Source organism: Micromonospora sp. CNZ299 (assembly GCF_002754415.1).
On the sequence record NZ_PEFG01000001.1, the window covers coordinates 5,527,813 to 5,543,093 of the forward strand.

Annotated in this window: 13 protein-coding genes; 11 read left to right on the forward strand and 2 right to left on the reverse strand. The window is 71.6% G+C overall.

Features of this window, described 5'->3' with window-relative positions:
* The first annotated feature begins 1 nt into the window (after nt 1).
* The 7 genes from CLT68_RS25170 to CLT68_RS25200 all read left to right on the forward strand — a co-directional run bounded on the left by CLT68_RS25170 (nt 2) and on the right by CLT68_RS25200 (nt 7,612).
* On the forward strand, nt 2-2,452 hold the full coding sequence (locus CLT68_RS25170; RefSeq protein ID WP_099854602.1) for an AAA family ATPase: 2,451 nt from the start codon (nt 2-4) through the stop codon (nt 2,450-2,452).
* Nucleotides 2,449-2,853: a hypothetical protein gene (locus CLT68_RS25175; protein WP_099854604.1), complete on the forward strand. Its 405-nt coding sequence runs from the start codon at nt 2,449-2,451 to the stop codon at nt 2,851-2,853. The genes CLT68_RS25170 and CLT68_RS25175 overlap by 4 nt, the downstream gene beginning before the upstream one ends.
* Before the next feature lie 36 nt (nt 2,854-2,889).
* Nucleotides 2,890-3,282 (forward strand): DUF4190 domain-containing protein, encoded by a 393-nt coding sequence (locus tag CLT68_RS25180; RefSeq protein ID WP_099854606.1) that lies wholly within the window; start codon nt 2,890-2,892, stop codon nt 3,280-3,282.
* A 167-nt stretch (nt 3,283-3,449) separates the two neighbouring features.
* Nucleotides 3,450-4,181, forward strand: a complete 732-nt coding sequence (locus CLT68_RS25185) for a hypothetical protein (RefSeq protein WP_099854608.1) — start codon at nt 3,450-3,452, stop codon at nt 4,179-4,181.
* 214 nt (nt 4,182-4,395) lie between these two features.
* Nucleotides 4,396-4,872, forward strand: coding sequence for a hypothetical protein (locus CLT68_RS25190; protein ID WP_088948745.1), 477 nt, complete (start codon nt 4,396-4,398; stop codon nt 4,870-4,872).
* A gap of 40 nt (nt 4,873-4,912) precedes the next feature.
* Nucleotides 4,913-6,715, forward strand: a complete 1,803-nt coding sequence (locus CLT68_RS25195; RefSeq protein ID WP_099854610.1) for a glycoside hydrolase family 15 protein — start codon at nt 4,913-4,915, stop codon at nt 6,713-6,715.
* 60 nt (nt 6,716-6,775) lie between these two features.
* Nucleotides 6,776-7,612: an aldo/keto reductase gene (locus CLT68_RS25200; RefSeq protein ID WP_099854612.1), complete on the forward strand. Its 837-nt coding sequence runs from the start codon at nt 6,776-6,778 to the stop codon at nt 7,610-7,612.
* A 157-nt stretch (nt 7,613-7,769) separates the two neighbouring features.
* On the opposite strand, the gene CLT68_RS25205 is transcribed toward CLT68_RS25200, so the two are convergent.
* On the reverse strand, nt 7,770-8,687 hold the full coding sequence (locus tag CLT68_RS25205) for an AraC family transcriptional regulator (RefSeq protein ID WP_099854614.1): 918 nt from the start codon (nt 8,685-8,687) through the stop codon (nt 7,770-7,772).
* Between the two features lie 132 nt (nt 8,688-8,819).
* Between CLT68_RS25205 and CLT68_RS25210 the strand changes: the two genes are divergently transcribed.
* The 4 genes from CLT68_RS25210 (at nt 8,820) to CLT68_RS25225 (ending at nt 11,775) form a co-directional block, all read left to right on the forward strand.
* Complete coding sequence (locus tag CLT68_RS25210; protein WP_486482309.1) at nt 8,820-9,620, forward strand: NAD(P)H-binding protein; 801 nt, start codon at nt 8,820-8,822, stop codon at nt 9,618-9,620.
* Between the two features lie 96 nt (nt 9,621-9,716).
* Entirely contained in the window at nt 9,717-10,757 is a 1,041-nt protein-coding gene (locus CLT68_RS25215; protein ID WP_099857603.1) for an SEC-C metal-binding domain-containing protein, read from the forward strand.
* A gap of 45 nt (nt 10,758-10,802) precedes the next feature.
* A complete protein-coding gene (locus tag CLT68_RS25220) occupies nt 10,803-11,150 on the forward strand; it encodes a hypothetical protein (RefSeq protein WP_099854616.1) in 348 nt (115 codons plus the stop codon).
* Between the two features lie 124 nt (nt 11,151-11,274).
* Nucleotides 11,275-11,775 (forward strand): DUF2231 domain-containing protein, encoded by a 501-nt coding sequence (locus tag CLT68_RS25225; protein WP_099854618.1) that lies wholly within the window; start codon nt 11,275-11,277, stop codon nt 11,773-11,775.
* Nucleotides 11,776-11,863: 88 nt separating this feature from the next.
* On the opposite strand, the gene CLT68_RS25230 is transcribed toward CLT68_RS25225, so the two are convergent.
* Nucleotides 11,864-15,208 (reverse strand): S8 family peptidase, encoded by a 3,345-nt coding sequence (locus CLT68_RS25230; RefSeq protein WP_099854620.1) that lies wholly within the window; start codon nt 15,206-15,208, stop codon nt 11,864-11,866.
* Between the last annotated feature and the right edge of the window lie 73 nt (nt 15,209-15,281).

A 15,281-nucleotide genomic window follows, 5' to 3' on the forward strand; every position in this document is an offset into this window, starting at 1 on the left:
CATGACCCAGCCTCCGCAGTCCACCGCGCCCCTGATCGAGCTGATCTTCGACCGGCTCGCCGCCACTGACGTACCGACCGAGACCGCCGAGTTGGTCCTCGCCGCGCTGACCAGCGACGACGACCTGGCCGCCGCCCTCGCCGGCACCCCCACCCGGCTCGACCCCCGCTCCCCCACCGGAGATGGTCCAGCGGAACGGATCTGGCTGAAGTCGGTGACCGTCGCCGGGTTCCGCGGCGTCGGCCCGGAGCGGACCCTCCAGGTCGACCCCGGCCCGGGCCTCACCCTGGTCGTGGGCCGCAACGGCTCCGGTAAGTCCAGCTTCGCCGAGGCCGTCGAGCTCGCCCTCACCGGTGACAGCGCCAGGTGGGCCGACAAGACGAGCGTCTGGCGTACGGGGTGGCGCAACCTGCACAGCCCGGACCCGTGCTGGGTCGACGTGGAGCTGCGCGTCGACGGGGTGGCCACGCCGACGCGGGTGAACCGTGCCTGGCCGGTCGGGGCCGGGCTGGCCGACGCCGAGGTGACCGTCACCAGCGCTCAGGGTCGACACACCGGCCTCTCCGAGCTGGGCCTGGCCCGCCCGCTGGAGCTCTACCGGCCCTTCCTCACCGCCGCCGAGCTGGGCAAGCTCGCCGCTGGCACGCAGAGCCAGCTCTTCGACGCGCTCTTCGCGATCCTCGGCCTGGACGCGCTCACCGACGCCGACCAGCGTCTGCTGCGCGCCGCCCGGCCGCACGACACCACCATCAAGGAGGTACGCGCACAGCGCACCGCCCTGGTCGACGCGCTTGCGGGGATCGCCGACGACCGGGCCCGGCGGACCGCCGCGCTGCTGGGCGGCCGGGGTGCGGTTGACCTCGCCGCGGTGATGGCGATCCTCGACGAGCCGGACGAGGCGACGGCCGACCGGGAGGTGCTGCTCTGTCGGGAGCTCGTCGCTCTCGACATGCCGCCGGTCGACGAGGTGAACCGGCTGGCCGGTCAGCTGCGGGAGGCGGCGGCTGAGGCCGTGCGGTATGACGGTGGTCGGTCGCGGGCCGCGCTGCGCAGCGCCGAGCTGCTCCGTCTCGCCCTCGAACACCACGACGACGAGGGCGACGGGTCGTGCCCGGTGTGCGCCGCCGGCACCCTCGACGGTGGGTGGCGTGCCGCCGCCGCGCAGTCGCTCACCGAGCTGCGGCGGCGCAGCGTCGCCGCTCAGACGGCGACGACCCGGTTGACGGCTCTGCTGCGGCAGACGCACCACCTGATCGACGACCTGGCGGTGCCCGAGGGGCCGGGGTCGGAGGTGACGGTCGGGGCACTGCGCGACGCCGTAACCGCGCTGCGACGCGTACCCGGGAAGCCGGCCGACCTGGCCGCCCACCTGGCCGCGCGGTACCCGGCGGTGGTGACGGCGGCGGACGCGGCCCGCGCGTACGCGGAAGGGTTTCTGCGGCAGCGCGACACCGGTTGGCGGGCGGCGGCGGCCGACGTGCGCGAGTGGGTGGCCGCCGTCGACGGCCTGCCGGCGCGGGAAGCGACTCTGACCCGGTTGAAGGCCGCACGCGCGTGGCTGAAGGACACCGGTACGGGGATCCGCAACGAGCGGGTCGAGCCGTTCGCTGGGCACTCCCAGCGGATCTGGGCGCAGCTGCGGCAGGAGAGCAACGTCGAGTTGGGCGCGATGACGCTGGAAGGCGCGAACACCCGACGGCGGGTGGTCTTCCCGGTCAGCGTGGACGGCGCCGACAACGGCACCGCGCTGGGTGTGATGAGCCAGGGTGAGATGCAGGCGCTCGGGCTGGCCACCTTCCTGCCGCGCAGCTGCGCCCCGGAGAGCCCGTTCCGGTTCATCGTGGTCGACGATCCGGTGCAGAGCATGGATCCGTCGAAGGTGGACGGTCTCGCGCGGGTGCTCGCCGAGCTGGCCGAGCAGCGGCAGGTTGTGGTCTTCACCCACGACACGCGCCTGCCGGACGCGGTCCGCCGGCTCGACCTGGGCAAGGCACGGGTCATTGAGGTGACCCGGGCGGAAAAGTCGGTGGTGACGCTGCGGCCCGGCTCCGACCCGGTGACCCGCTACCTGGACGACGCCCACGGGTTGGCGCGCAACGAGGAGATCACCGCCGAGGTACGCGGGCCGGTGGTCGCGGAGCTGTGCCGGTCGGCGCTGGAGGCGGCCTGCCACCGGGCGGTCTGGCGGACCCGGGTGGCGCGGGGCGTACCGCACGCCGACATCGAGAGCGCGATCGAGGACGCGTCCCGACGGGTCGCCACCACGGTCGCTCTGGCGGCGTTCGATGACGCCGACAAGGGCGGCGACGTGCTCGGCTGGCTCGGCCGCCGGCACGGACGACGGGCGGTGAACGCCTACCAGGCGTGTCGGGAGGGCGTGCACGGGGCGTACCTGGCGGACCTGCCCGGACTGGTCGCGGACGCCCGCTTCCTCGCGGCGGCGTTGTCGTGACCGCGCCGACGCCCCAGCGCTGCCTGGCGGCGGCCGACCAGTTGCTGCGCGGCACCGGCCTGCTCGGCGCCGCGGCGATCACCGCGGGCTGGTGGCCGCGGGCCTGCGCCTGCCTGATCCGGCTCGCCCTCGAAGGCGGCATCGACGGCTACTGGCGGCGGGTCAAGCCTCCCGTCGCGGCGTGCCGGCAGGGTCGCGCGAAGCAGCTGATGCTGCGTGGCCGGCTCGGCCCGGGTGCCGAAACCGCCCGTCGGGTGGCCTTCGCCTGGGCGACGTTGTCCGCCGCCACGCACCACCACTGCTACGAGCTGGCCCCCACAGCGGCGGAGCTGCGGCGGCTGCACACCGAGGTGAGCACGTTGCTCGAACGACTGGAGCCCACGACGCGCGCCACGAACTGACCTCTGGCAGACGACACGATCAAGAGGGATGCCACCTTGTCCTACCAGCCCGGATACGACCCGACCCGACCGCAGCCGCCGATCTCGGCCGTGCCCGCCGGCCCCTACCCTCCGACCCACTACCCGCCGCTGCTGCCCCAGATGGTCGTACAGGCCGCGCCGTCGTCCGACCTCGCCACCGCGTCGATGGTCCTCGGCATTCTCGGCTTCCTCGGCGGCTGGTGCCTGTTCGGACTGCCGTGCGTCCTCGCGGTCCTCCTCGGCCACATCGGCCTGCACGAGACCCGGGACGGCAGGAAGTCCGGGCGGGGTATGGCTGTGACGGGTCTGATCCTCGGGTACGTCTTCGTCGGCCCGATGATCGCGCTCACGGTCCTGATCTTCTTTGGCGGCGTCATCGGCGCCGCCGCCCCGATGGCGAACCCGTGAGTACGGAAGCCACCGCCAGCCGAGGCGACGTCCCAACCGGCGCGTGTGATCTGTTCAGTCATTCGCGTGTGGACACTACGCGCGATGAGGTACCGCTCCGGATGAGCCGGGGCGACCACGTTGACACCTACTGTGATGCTCCCGTTATCGATCATGAAGGTTGTGAGATGGCGCCTGAGGCTGAGGAACCCCAGAACGAAGATCCCACACGCGACGACCACGACGCCCTCGATGGACCGGTTCCGGAGGCGGCCGTACGTGGGCAGAGGGTCCTCGACGTCCTGGACAAGGCAATCACCATCCAGAGCCCACTGGTGCGAAAGAACATCGCCCGGGCCCGCCAACGGAACCCAGAGGCGACACCAGCGGAGGTGATCCGCAATCTGGAGCGGATGTACGTCAGCGCCCTGGCCGGGACGGGCGCTGCGGTTGGAGGAGCTGCAGCTGCGCCGGGCGTCGGCACGGGCGTCGCACTGGCACTGTCGGCCGGCGAAGTCCTCTCGTCTCTTCAGCTGAGCGCCCTCTTCGCGCTCTCGGTCGCCGAAGTCCACGGAGTCCGCATGGACGAGGTCGAGCGCCGCCGAACGATCGTCATGGGGATCATGCTTGGCGGATCCGGATCCGCCACCATCACCAAGGTCGCCGAGCGCACCGGGCAACACTGGGGACGTCAGGTTGTCGCCAAGGTGCCCATCGAAACGCTACGTCAGATCAACAAGGTCTTGGGGAAGCACTTCATCACGAAGTACGGGACCAAGCAGGGAATCATCGTTCTCGGTCGAGCGGCGCCGTTCGGCATCGGCGCTGTGATTGGTGGTGGGGCCAACGCTGCCCTCGCCAGTTTGGCTGTGCGGGCCAGTCGTCGCGCATTTGGCCCACCTCCGCCGTCCTGGCCATGACTGACGCGACCGAGTTGCCCGGCCAACTGCCAACTCGTCAAGGGACGTCTGGGCGAGCAGGTCAGCGTGACGGGTCCGGTGGCTTATGGTGAGAAACCGGGCGGTTCTCGAAGCCGGACGAGGCGGGTGTCCGGTCCGGGCCGCGGGTTTCACGCTGTTCGACCGGAGGGTGGACCGATGACGGAGAACGCCCGCGACGTCGACGACTGTTGAGATGGACTGGGCCGGATGGGCGTTGTTCGGGTTGGTCGCCACTGCGGCGCTCACCGCGGCGATGATCACCGCTCAACTGGCCGGTCTCACTCGGCTCGACCTTCCCCTGGTGCTCGGGGCCTTCGTCACCGGGGATCCCGACCGGGCCCGGGTCGTCGGGTTCTTCCTCCACCTCTGCGCCGGGCAGGGTTTTGCCCTCGGCTACGCGGCCACGTTCGCGCTGTTGCACCGCGCGACCTGGTGGATCGGGGCGCTGTTGGGGATTGTGCACGTCGGGATCGCGCTGACGGTGATTCTGCCGCTGCTTCCTGGTGTCCACCCGCGCATGGCCTCGCAACGGGCGGGGCCGGCCAGCACGGCGGTGTTGGAGCCGCCCGGGCTGTTCGCCCTCAACTACGGCATCCAGACCCCGCTGGTCACGGTTGTCGTCCACGTCGTCTACGGGGTCTGCCTCGGGCTGCTCCTGCAGGCCAGGTGACCCGCTGCTCGCGAGCGCGGCTCATCGAGGAGCGATCTCCATGACTGGCGGGCCACCGATCAGCGACTACGGTCTGTTGGGCGACACGCGCACCGCCGCCCTGGTCGCGAGTGACGGCGGGATGGACTGGCTCTGCGTACCACGCTTCGACGGCGATCCCCTGTTCGGTCGGCTGATCGGGGGCCCGGACGCCGGAACGTTCCGGGTCGGCCCGGCGCGGCCGGCCACGGTCGTCGAACGACGGTATCGGCAGCACACCGCCACGCTGGAGACCACCTGGGCGGTGGGCAGCGGCCGGCTCCGCCTCACGGAGGCGATGGTGGCCGAGGTCAGCGGTCGCCTGCTGCCCACGTCGCTGATCGTGCGACGGCTGTCGGCCGAGCGGGCGGCGGTCGACGCGGTGGTGGAGTTCGATCCTCGACTTGGCGCACGGCACCGCCGGCCCCGAGCGCAGCACCGGCGCCAAGGGCTCGTGTGTGAGTGGGGGGCGCTTGCGGTCGCGCTGGACAGCACGCCCACGTTCAGAATTGAACCGGGTCGGCCAACCTCGATCACGGTCCGGCCAGGTCGTCCGGTCACCCTCGTACTGGCGGTGGCCCACCGCGAACCGCTGATCCACGTCGACCCGACAGTGGCCTGGGAGCTGCTCGTCGAGGACGAAGCTCGTTGGCGGGCCTGGACCGCGGAGATAGATGAGCGGTTGCCGTTCCGGGAACACGTCGTACGAAGCCTGCTCACCTTGCGGCTGCTGACCTACTCGCCCTCGGGAGCGCCGGTGGCCGCACCCACCACGTCACTGCCCGAGGATCCCGGTGGGGGACGAAACTGGGACTACCGCTATGTCTGGCCCCGTGACGCCAGCATCGGCGTCAGCGCCTTCCTCAGCGTCGGCAAGACCGACGAGGCTCGGGGTTTCCTCGCGTGGCTGTTGCACGCCAGCCGCCTGCAACGGCCACGCCTGCCGGCGCTGCTGACCCTGCACGGCAGGCACGTGCCAGCGGAACGAGAACTGTCCGGTTGGCCCGGCTACCTCGACAGCCTTCCGGTGCGGATGGGCAACGGTGCCGCCGGTCAGCACCAGCTCGACGGCTACGGCTGGGTGATCGACGCCGCCTGGGCGTTCGCTCAGGCCGGACACCTCCTCTACACCGAGACGTGGCGGGCGGTACGCGGTTTCGCCGACGTGGTCGCCGACTGTTGGCAGGAGCCCGATGCCGGCATCTGGGAGGTACGGGAGCCCGCCCAACACGTCCACTCCAAGCTCATGGGCTGGCTCGCCCTGGACCGTGCCCTGGCCATCGCCGACACGCACCACCTGCCGGACCGTCAACGTCGACGCTGGCAGGAAGCCCGGGATGCCATCGCCGCCGAGGTCCGGACGCGCGGCTTCGACCCGACGGCGGACAGCTACGTCCGCAGCTACGGCTCGCAGGACCTCGACGCGGCCCTGCTCGTCCTGCCGCTGCTGGGGATGGACCGGGCCGATTCACCCCGGGTACGGGGCACCATCGACGCCATCCGGGACCGGCTGTCCGCCGGCGGTCCACTGCTCTACCGCTACCCGCCCGGACGTGACGGCCTCCCCGGCACTGAGGGCGCGTTCCTGCCCTGCTCGTTCTGGCTCGTCCAGGGCCTTGCCCGCATCGGGCGTCGCGGCGAGGCCGTCGAGCTGTTCCAGGCCATGGTCGACCACGCCAGCCCACTCGGCCTCTACGCCGAAGAGGTGGACCCTACGACGGGTGCCCACCTCGGCAACTACCCCCAGACGCTGACCCACGCCGCGCTCGTCCAAGCCGCACTCGCCATCCGAGACGCCCCCACTGGTGATCCCGGATCCGCCTGAGGCACCGTCCTGGCTGAAGACACAGCCTGCGGGACAGCTCGCACGAGTAGGGTTCCGATCATGACGATTCCCCACCTGACGGCAGCCGACGGGACCACTCTGCCGACGATCGGGCTCGGCACGTACCAACTGAACGGCTCGGCTGGTGTCGACGCGATCGGGCAGGCGATCCGGGCGGGTTACCGGTTGATCGACTCCGCGGTGAACTACGAGAACGAGGGCGCGGTCGGCCGGGCGGCTCGTGCGGCGGGTGACGTGCGCGACGAACTGGTCGTCACCTCGAAGCTGCCGGGGCGGCACCACCGCCACGACGAGGCGCTGACCACCATCGAGGAGAGCGTGTTCCGCACCGGCCTGGACCGGATCGACCTGTATCTGATCCACTGGCCGAACCCCACTGTCGACCTGTACGTGCAGGCGTGGCAGGCGCTGATCGAGGCGCGCGAGCGCGGCCTGGTCCGGCACATCGGCCTCTCCAACTTCCTGCCCGAGCACATCGACCGGCTGGTGGCCGAGACCGGGGTCGCCCCGGTGGTCAACCAGATCGAGGTGCATCCGTACTTCCCGCAGCAGGAGGCGCTCGACCACCACCGGGAGCACGGCATCCTCGTGCAGGGGTGGAGCCCGCTCGGCCACGGCAACGACCTGCTCCAGCACCCCGTCATCGTGGAGATCGCGACCGCCCACGGCGTCAGCCCGGCGCAGACCATCCTCGCCTGGCACGTGGCCCGCCAGGTGATCCCGCTGCCCAAGGCCGCCTCCCCGCAGCGGCAGGCCGAGAACCTGGACATATTCGGCATCAAGCTCACCGACGGTGAGGTCGAGGCCATCACCGCGCTGGGCCGCCCGGACGGGCGGCTCGCGGACCAGGATCCCGCGGTGTACGAGGAGTTCTGATCACCCTCGACCGTGCGCGACCAGCACCACGGAGCGTGAGGTCTGAGGGAGCGGACGCGGTGATGAGCGTGATGACTGTGAGGCATCAATATGCCTGTGAGTCATCACGCTCATCACCACATCGGTCGGCAAATCCACGGCGCTCGAACGTCGCCGGTCAGGCGGCCCTTTCGCCGTCGCGGGCGAGCCGGCGGTGCCCGCTCGGGCTCATCCCGTGGACCCGTTTGAAGGCCGCGCTGAAGCCGAAGGCGTCCGCGTACCCGAGTTGGTGTGCCACGGCGGCGACGGTCGCCGTGGATTCGGCCAGCATGTCCGCAGCCAGGGTCATCCGCCAGTCGGTCAGGTAGGTCAGCGGCGGCTCGCCCACCAACGCGGTGAACCGTTTGGCCAGTGTGGACCGTGAGACTCCGGCCTGCCCGGCCAGGCTCGCCAGGGTCCACGACCTGCCCGGGTCGTCGTGCATGGCCCGCAGCACCGGGCCGACCGTGTCGTCGCTCAGCGCGCGGTACCAGCCGGGAGCCTCGGCGTCGGGCTGGTCGAACCAGTCCCGCACCGTGCACACCAACAACCAGTCCAGGAGGCGGTCCAGCACGATCTGCCGGCCGGGCCGGCCCGCGTCGAGCTGTGCGTCCAGGTAGTCGCGCAGCGCGGCACAGTCGTGGTCGTCCGGTACGACGACCACCGGCGGCAGCGCGCCCAGCAGCCGCTGGGGCACCCGACCCCGGACGTGGTAAACGCCGACCAGCAGCACCAGGCGCTCGGTGTGATCCGCGTCCACCGTCCCGGTCCGGCCGCGCCGCACGTCCCGAAGCTCGCCGGGGTCGAAGCTCGACCGCGGCTCGGCGGAGAACGTGAACGGCGTCGGCCCGCGTACGGCGGCGACCTCACCGACCCGCACCAGGCGGGGCTTGTCGCTCTCCGGGTGCGAGATCCAGCCCTCACCCCGCATGGGGACGCAGAGCGTCAGCGGTGCGCCGTCGGTGAACCGCAGTGCCCACGGCGGCGTCAGCTCCGATCGGCCGAAGGCCGCACCGTCGGCGTGTACGCCCCGCAGCAGGGTGTCGAACGGGTCCATGGCCCGACGATAGAGCCCCGGCGACAGGGCGCGGACGATCGGACATGCGCGGCGTACGACAGCGCATGTCCTGCCGGCAGCCGGGCGAGTTGACTCGTGACCATGACGACGGACGCACCTTCGATACTTGTGATGGCCGGGACCGGCAAGACCGGTCGCCGGCTGGTACGGACGCTGCGGGCGACGGGCCGGCACGTTCGGGCGGCCTCCCGCTCCGGTGAGGTGCGGTTCGACTGGTCGCGGCCGGCCACCTGGCAGCCGGCGCTGGCGGGAGCCTCGGCGGTCTATCTGCTGGCTCCGGAGGACCCCGCGCTGGCGGCCGACTTCGTGACGCAGGCCGTCGAGTCGGGTGTCGGCCGCTTCGTGGCGCTGTCCGGGCGCGGGATCGACCAGATCGGTGACTTCTCCCCCGGCATGGTCGCCGCCGAGGAGGCGGTGCGGAAATCCGGCGTCCAGTGGACGATTCTCCGGTCGAACAACTTCAGTCAGAACTTCAGCGAGGACCTGTGGCGCCAACCTCTGCTCGACGGTCGGCTGGCCCTGCCGATGGGCGCCACCCCGGAGCCGTTCGTCGACGCGCAGGACATCGCCGACGTGGCCGCGACGCTGTTGACGTCGCCCGGTCACCACGAACAGGTGTACGACCTGTCCGGTCCTCGCGCGCTCACGTTCACGACGGCGGTGGCGACGATCGCGGAGGCGACCGGTCGCCCGATCCGCTACGTGCAGCTCACACCGGAGCAGTACCGGGCCGAACTTCTCGCCGAGGGACTTCCGCCGGAGGTGGTCAGGGCGATGGACGTCCTGTTCACCGGGATGCGCGCCGGTCATCTCGCCGAGCCGGCCGACGGGGTGCGGCGGGTGCTCGGGCGTGACCCGCTCGACTTCGACACCTACGTCGCTCGGGCGGCGGCAGTCGGCGCGTGGTCATGACTGCGGGCGGCGCTGGTCGGAGCTGCGGGCGGTGTGAGAGCGGCCTAACAGGTGATCTGCCCGCGTACCGAGAGCACCCCGACGTACCGTGAGATCGTGCCGACGAGAGACGTACTCACCAAGGCTGACCTCGCTGAACTTCGCCGCTCAGCGCTTGGGACGGCCAACCCGCTCGGTGTCGCCGCCGACCTCGCCGAGGCGGCCGAGCAGGGCCGGCTGGAGGATCCGGACGACGCCGGGGACGCCCTGACCCTGGCTGCCGAGATCGCCGAGATCCGGGCGAGACCGGATGCCGCCCTGCGGTACGCGGAGCAGGCTCTGGCGGCGTACCCGTCCGGGGACGATCCCCGGGCCGGCTTCGCCCGGGCGCTGCGGGCCCGGGCGCTGTTCCGGGCCGGCGGTCGGGACGACGAGGCGGTGGCGGAGCTGACCGCGCTGCGCCCGTTGCTGCTCACGCAGCCCGACGCTGCCGCCTACGTGAGTGCGGCGCTGGACGTGGGTGGTCGTTCGGCGACCGCCGAGACGTGGCTGAGCGAGGCGGTCGACAGCCTGCTCAGCGAGCGCGCGACCGCGGCGTCCGGGCCGGCCAGCACCGCGATCGACCCGGTGGTGGATCTCGGTCCGCCGGAAGCGCCCGGTGTCGTCTTCTTCCTGCTGCAACAGCGGCACCGGGTACGCCGGAATCTCAACCTGCCGCACGACCGGCAGGACGACCTGGCGGACCGGTTGGAGACCCAGCTCGTGCGCCGGGCCGGAGAGCGCAGGGACGCCGAGTCGGACCTGCTCTTCTGGCCTCGGGCCGAGTTCGACCGGCTGCTCGCCGAGCACGCCGCGCTGAGCGAGGTGTACGGGCCGGACTGGGACGCGCACCGGGGCCGGCTGGAGAAGGAGCTGGTCCGGCTGAGGGGTGCCGGTCAGGCCGGGTTGGGCATGTTCCGCGCCACAGTGGACGGGTTGAACGCGTTCGCCGGTCGACGTGACGGCGACCCGGCCGACGCGGCGGTCCGGGCGGGGTACGCGGCCGAGGTGCAGGCGCGACCCAGCGCGCGGATCGCCTGGCCGCCGGAGCGCAACGACGCCTGCTGGTGCGGCTCGGGTCTCAAGTACAAGAAGGACTGTCTGCCGCGCTCCCGGTAGCCGAGGGGACATCGGCGCGGTCCCGACTGCGACATAATCCCGTCCGTGGAGTGCCCGGCCAATGATCCTCTCCAGGTCAGGCAGGACCCGTCGCTGGACGGGGTCGACGACCGCCTGAAGAGCGCTCTGGACGCCGTCGACCCGGACGAGTCCGCCATCCGCGCGGCGATCGCCGACCTGAAGCTCGACCCTGCCATCACGCTGGAAGTGGCGGCGAAGAACGGCACCGTCGGTGTGGCCCTGCGGGCCGCGCAGTACGACTGCATCTTCGCCCGCGTCACCGAGGAGGGTGCCGAGTTCTGGCAGCCGGCGCACATCCAGTTGGCTCCCGGCGAGCTGCCCTGCGCCTCGTGGGTCGCCCTGAGCAGCAATTTCGGTAAAGGCCTGCGCTGAGCACCTCGTGACGCGGGGCCGGGTCGACGCCGTCGGCAATCTTGGGGGCTGACACGTCCCTTCGGTACCGTTAGCGTCCTTTCCTGGACGATCGACGTCCGGCCCGTGTCAGGAGGAGACGCCGATGTTCGAGGAGTTCATGGGCATCCCCGCCCACCCGCTGGTGCTGCACGCCGCTGTGGTGTTCGTGCCGCTGCTGGCCCTGCTGACGGTCGGCTACGCGTTCGTTCCGCCGATCCGGCCGCACACCCGTTGGGTGCTGGGGCTGCTCGCCGTGGGTGCGCCGCTCGCCGCCCTGCTGGCGAAGCTGTCCGGTGATGCCTTCTTCGAGCGCATGCGCGCCGCCAACCGGGTCACCCCGGAGTTCGCTCCGACGATCGAGGCGCACCAGGAGTTCGGCGACATCACGCTGTGGGCGACCATCGGGCTGGCGATAGTGGCGCTGGCCCTGGTCCGTTTCGTGCCGCCGAGGGGCGGCGAGGCGACCACCACCGACGGCGGGCGGTCCAGTCGGTTGCTGACTCCGGCGTTGCAGGTGTTGTCGCTGCTGGCTGCCGCCGTCACCGTGTACTACGTGATCCGTACCGGCGACTCTGGCGCGAAGGCGGTCTGGGAGGGTCAGTGACCTGCCCCGTCGCGGGTGCCGGATCGACGCGGAGCTGCAAGCGGAGGTGCGGCCCAGCGGGAGCCGGGCCGCACCAGTACGCGGACCGTCAGCCGGCGTTGTACGCCCGGATGATGGTCTGGTCGATGCCGCTGCCGCCGTTGGCGGCGGCCTTCACCCGCAGTGAGACGGGCTGTCCGGTGACGGCCGTCGGCAGCGCGACCCGGTAGCTGTCGCCGGTGCCGGTGACCCGGACCGACGTCCAGGTGGCACCGTCGTCCGTCGAGGTCCAGACCTGGAACGACGTCACCTTCTGCGCCTTGATTCCCCGCAACTGCCGCACGGCCAGCTCGGCCGTCCCGCCGGTGGCGTGGTTGAGGGTGTCCATCGGCAGCGCGTAGTCCACCGCCAGCAGGGGCAGCGGCACACTGCCGGTGCCGTCCGGTCCGGCGGACCGGAACGTCCACGACGTGTTGACCCTGGTCGAGATCGGCAGGATCAGGCTCGTGTCGACGTCGAGGGTCAGCCGGTAGTCGGCCATCTGCTGCGCAACGGTGACGTCGGCGAGCGGGCGGTCCCGCTCGTCGATCAGCTTGCCGTTGCGGTACACCGACAGCTTGCGGTTCACCCCGATCGAGCCGCCCTGGAGGCAGTCGGCCCGCTGGTGCTGGTCCGTCAGCGACACCAGGTCGATGTGCAGGTTGCCCCGGGTACGCGACGGCGCGGTGGCGCAGCTGGACTCGGCCCCGGCCGGGTCGTCGTACCAGCCGGAGTGCAGCGGCTGCCGCGCCCAGACCTTGGTCTGCCGACTGCCCGGCTGGTAGCTGCGCGGCGCCTCCTGCGCTGACAGTCCACCGTAGACACCCTCGTCGGCCCACAGGTAGCCGGGCGAGAGGTAGTCGGTGCGGTACGGGGGCAGGTTGCCCTCGTGGGTCTGCGTCACCGGCACCCCGTCGGGCGTGAAGCCGCTGCGGATCAGCTGGGTGACCATTCCTTCCGAGTCCATCTGGTGGAAGCGCTCCTCGATCCGGGCGAGCTTCGCCTGTTCGGCTCTGCTCACTCGGAAGGCGGGGTCGGCCGGTACTCCGCCCGCGTACTCGTGCACCAGGTTGTAGCGGTACGGCCTGGCGGTGCCGGCCGGCGAGTCGAGGTTGACGGCCGCCCAGGTGCGCCGGGACCCGACGCCGGGTTTCGGCAGCGCGGTGGTGCGGACCGTCGTCTGGGCCCCGTACCCGCTGACCTGGTGCCACCAGGACAGCCCGTTCGGGGCGGTCTGGACGTTGGTGAGGTCGGTCCGGGTGGGCGTGGTGGGCACCCCGTCGACAGTCGCCGTCACCGGCCTGGCCCGCGCCGGGTCGAGCGTCACGCTTCGGGCACCGCGCACGTCCAGGTCGGCCTCGGCGGCGAGCGTCGTCTCCAGCACGTCACTGTCGACGTAGTAGGCGACGGATGAGCCGAGGATCGCGTACCGGCCGGCCGGCACCCGCAGCGTGAAGGTGTCGCCGGGCGTACCGCCCGCACCGCTGTAGTAGACCACCGGGTCGGTGAGGTTGGTGACCAGCAGGTTGATCCAACTCTCCGCGCCCTCCTTGAGGCCGGGCAGTGGCTTCGTCCGGATCGTCAGGTCATAGCTGGGCTGCTCGACGTAGAAGCTCACCGGCGTGGTCGAGACCAGCTTGTGCCCGGCGGTGCGGGCGGTGACGGTGGCCAGGTAGAAGCCCGGCCGGGCGGCCAGCGCCGCGCGGTTGATCCGCACTGTCGCGCCGGCGGTCGCGCCGCGCTTGAGCGTCACCCGACTCGCCGACAGCGACGCCGCGCCCCGCGGCACCGACTGGCCGTCGTGGTTGACGACCGACACGTCGAGGTCCAGCACGGTCGTCGACTCACCGGTCCAGCTCAGCTTCGCCTCACTGGTCCCGGACTGCGGGTACGCGAAGGTGCCGAGGTTGACGACCGGCTGGTTGCTGGTCGGGCTGCCGAGGGCCCGGGCCGCGTTGAGCCGGCCAGCACCGACGGCGTACGCGTCGACGCCGCTCAGCGGGTCGGCGGCACCGACGAGTGCGGCCTTGAGCTGCGCACCGGTCCAGTCCGGGTGCCGCTGGGCGAGCAGCGCGGCGGCGCCCGCCACGTGTGGGCTGGCCATCGAGGTGCCGCTGATGGCCTCGTAGTACCTGTCGATCGGGTCCTGGAGGTTGGTGCCGGCGGCCCGCGCGGCGACGATGTCGACGCCGGGTGCGACCAGCTCCGGCTTGGCCACGTTGCTGGTGACCAGCGGCCCACGGCTGGAGAAGTCGGCGAGCTTGTCGTTCCGGTCGACCGCGCCGACGGTCAGCGCGCTGGCGGCCGACCCCGGCGAGGAGATGGCCCCGCCGCTGTTGCCGGCGGCGATGACGAAGAGCGCGCCGGTGGACCTGCTCAGCCCGTCGACGGCCAGCGAGAGCGGGTCGTTGCCGTCGTCCGGGTCGCTGCCGCCGAGGCTCATGTTGATGACGTCGGCCCGGTTGGCGGCCCACTCCATGCCGGCGATGATCCCGGAGTCCGCACCGGAACCGTGGTCGTCGAGGACCTTGCCGATCACCAGCTTGGCGTCGGGCGCCACGCCGCGACGCTGACCGCGGGCGGCCGCGCCGGTGCCGGCGATGGTCGAGGCGACGTGCGTACCGTGGCCGTTGTGGTCGACGGCGTCACCGCCCTCGGCGGTGAAGTCGGCCCGGTCGGCGACCCGGCCGACCAGGTCCGGGTGGGTGAAGTCGGCACCGGTGTCGAGCACCGCGACAGTGGTCCCCCGGCCGGTCCAGCCAGCCTTCCAGGCGTCGGGCGCGGCGATCTGGCCGAGGTTGCGGTCCAGGTCGGCGTGCTGTCCGCCGCCGGTCAGGGCGGTGGCGCGGACCTTGCGGTCCAGCCAGACCTTCTTCGCGCCGGCGAGCAGCGAGTCGGTCGCCAGCTTCGCGGTGGCCGGGCTCTTCTTGGGTACGTGGCCGGCGACCGCGCCGATGCTGGGCAGCGACAGCACGTCACCGAGTGCGGCCACCCGGGCGGACGCGGTGGCGGGCTGCACGATGACCGGCAGGTCCGTGGTGTTCTCGTCGTCGTACCCGTCGGCGATCAGCGCGGTGACGTCGAACAGGTCGGGGTCGAGGACCGGACCGATCTGGGACGCGACGCGGGCGGGTACGACGTGCAGGTGACCGTCGGGGCCGCAGGTCTGCTGGATGACCGCGTTCTCGTCGGCCGGCCGCACCGTGGCCTTGGGGCATCCCGATCCGGTGCTCCGTACGGTCACCACGTCCCCGGTCAGCAGGGTGACGGTGTGCGTCTTCCCGTCGACCGAGGTCCTGGGCGTGCCGGTCGTGCCGATGCCGCCTGGCCCGGCCGTGGCAGAGCCGCCCGGTAGGGCGGTCAGTGTCGTGGCCGTGACGGCGATGGCCAACAGCCACCGCGTTTTCCTGAGCATGGCGCTCCTCGTCTAATGTGGACGAAGCCGTCTCTTCGGGCGGCTTCCCGCAAGATCATATGCACGAGACTGT

Excerpts from the sequence above, each read along its gene's own strand:
- CLT68_RS25225 (WP_099854618.1), top strand. The coding sequence starts at position 11,275 with ATGTTCGAGGAGTTCATGGGCATCCCCGCCCACCCGCTGGTGCTGCAC.
- CLT68_RS25170 (WP_099854602.1), top strand. The coding sequence starts at position 2 with ATGACCCAGCCTCCGCAGTCCACCGCGCCCCTGATCGAGCTGATCTTC.
- CLT68_RS25200 (WP_099854612.1), top strand. The coding sequence starts at position 6,776 with ATGACGATTCCCCACCTGACGGCAGCCGACGGGACCACTCTGCCGACG.
- CLT68_RS25230 (WP_099854620.1), bottom strand. The coding sequence starts at position 15,208 with ATGCTCAGGAAAACGCGGTGGCTGTTGGCCATCGCCGTCACGGCCACG.
- CLT68_RS25190 (WP_088948745.1), top strand. The coding sequence starts at position 4,396 with ATGGACTGGGCCGGATGGGCGTTGTTCGGGTTGGTCGCCACTGCGGCG.
- CLT68_RS25185 (WP_099854608.1), top strand. The coding sequence starts at position 3,450 with ATGGCGCCTGAGGCTGAGGAACCCCAGAACGAAGATCCCACACGCGAC.
- CLT68_RS25195 (WP_099854610.1), top strand. The coding sequence starts at position 4,913 with ATGACTGGCGGGCCACCGATCAGCGACTACGGTCTGTTGGGCGACACG.
- CLT68_RS25210 (WP_486482309.1), top strand. The coding sequence starts at position 8,820 with ATGGCCGGGACCGGCAAGACCGGTCGCCGGCTGGTACGGACGCTGCGG.
- CLT68_RS25205 (WP_099854614.1), bottom strand. The coding sequence starts at position 8,687 with ATGGACCCGTTCGACACCCTGCTGCGGGGCGTACACGCCGACGGTGCG.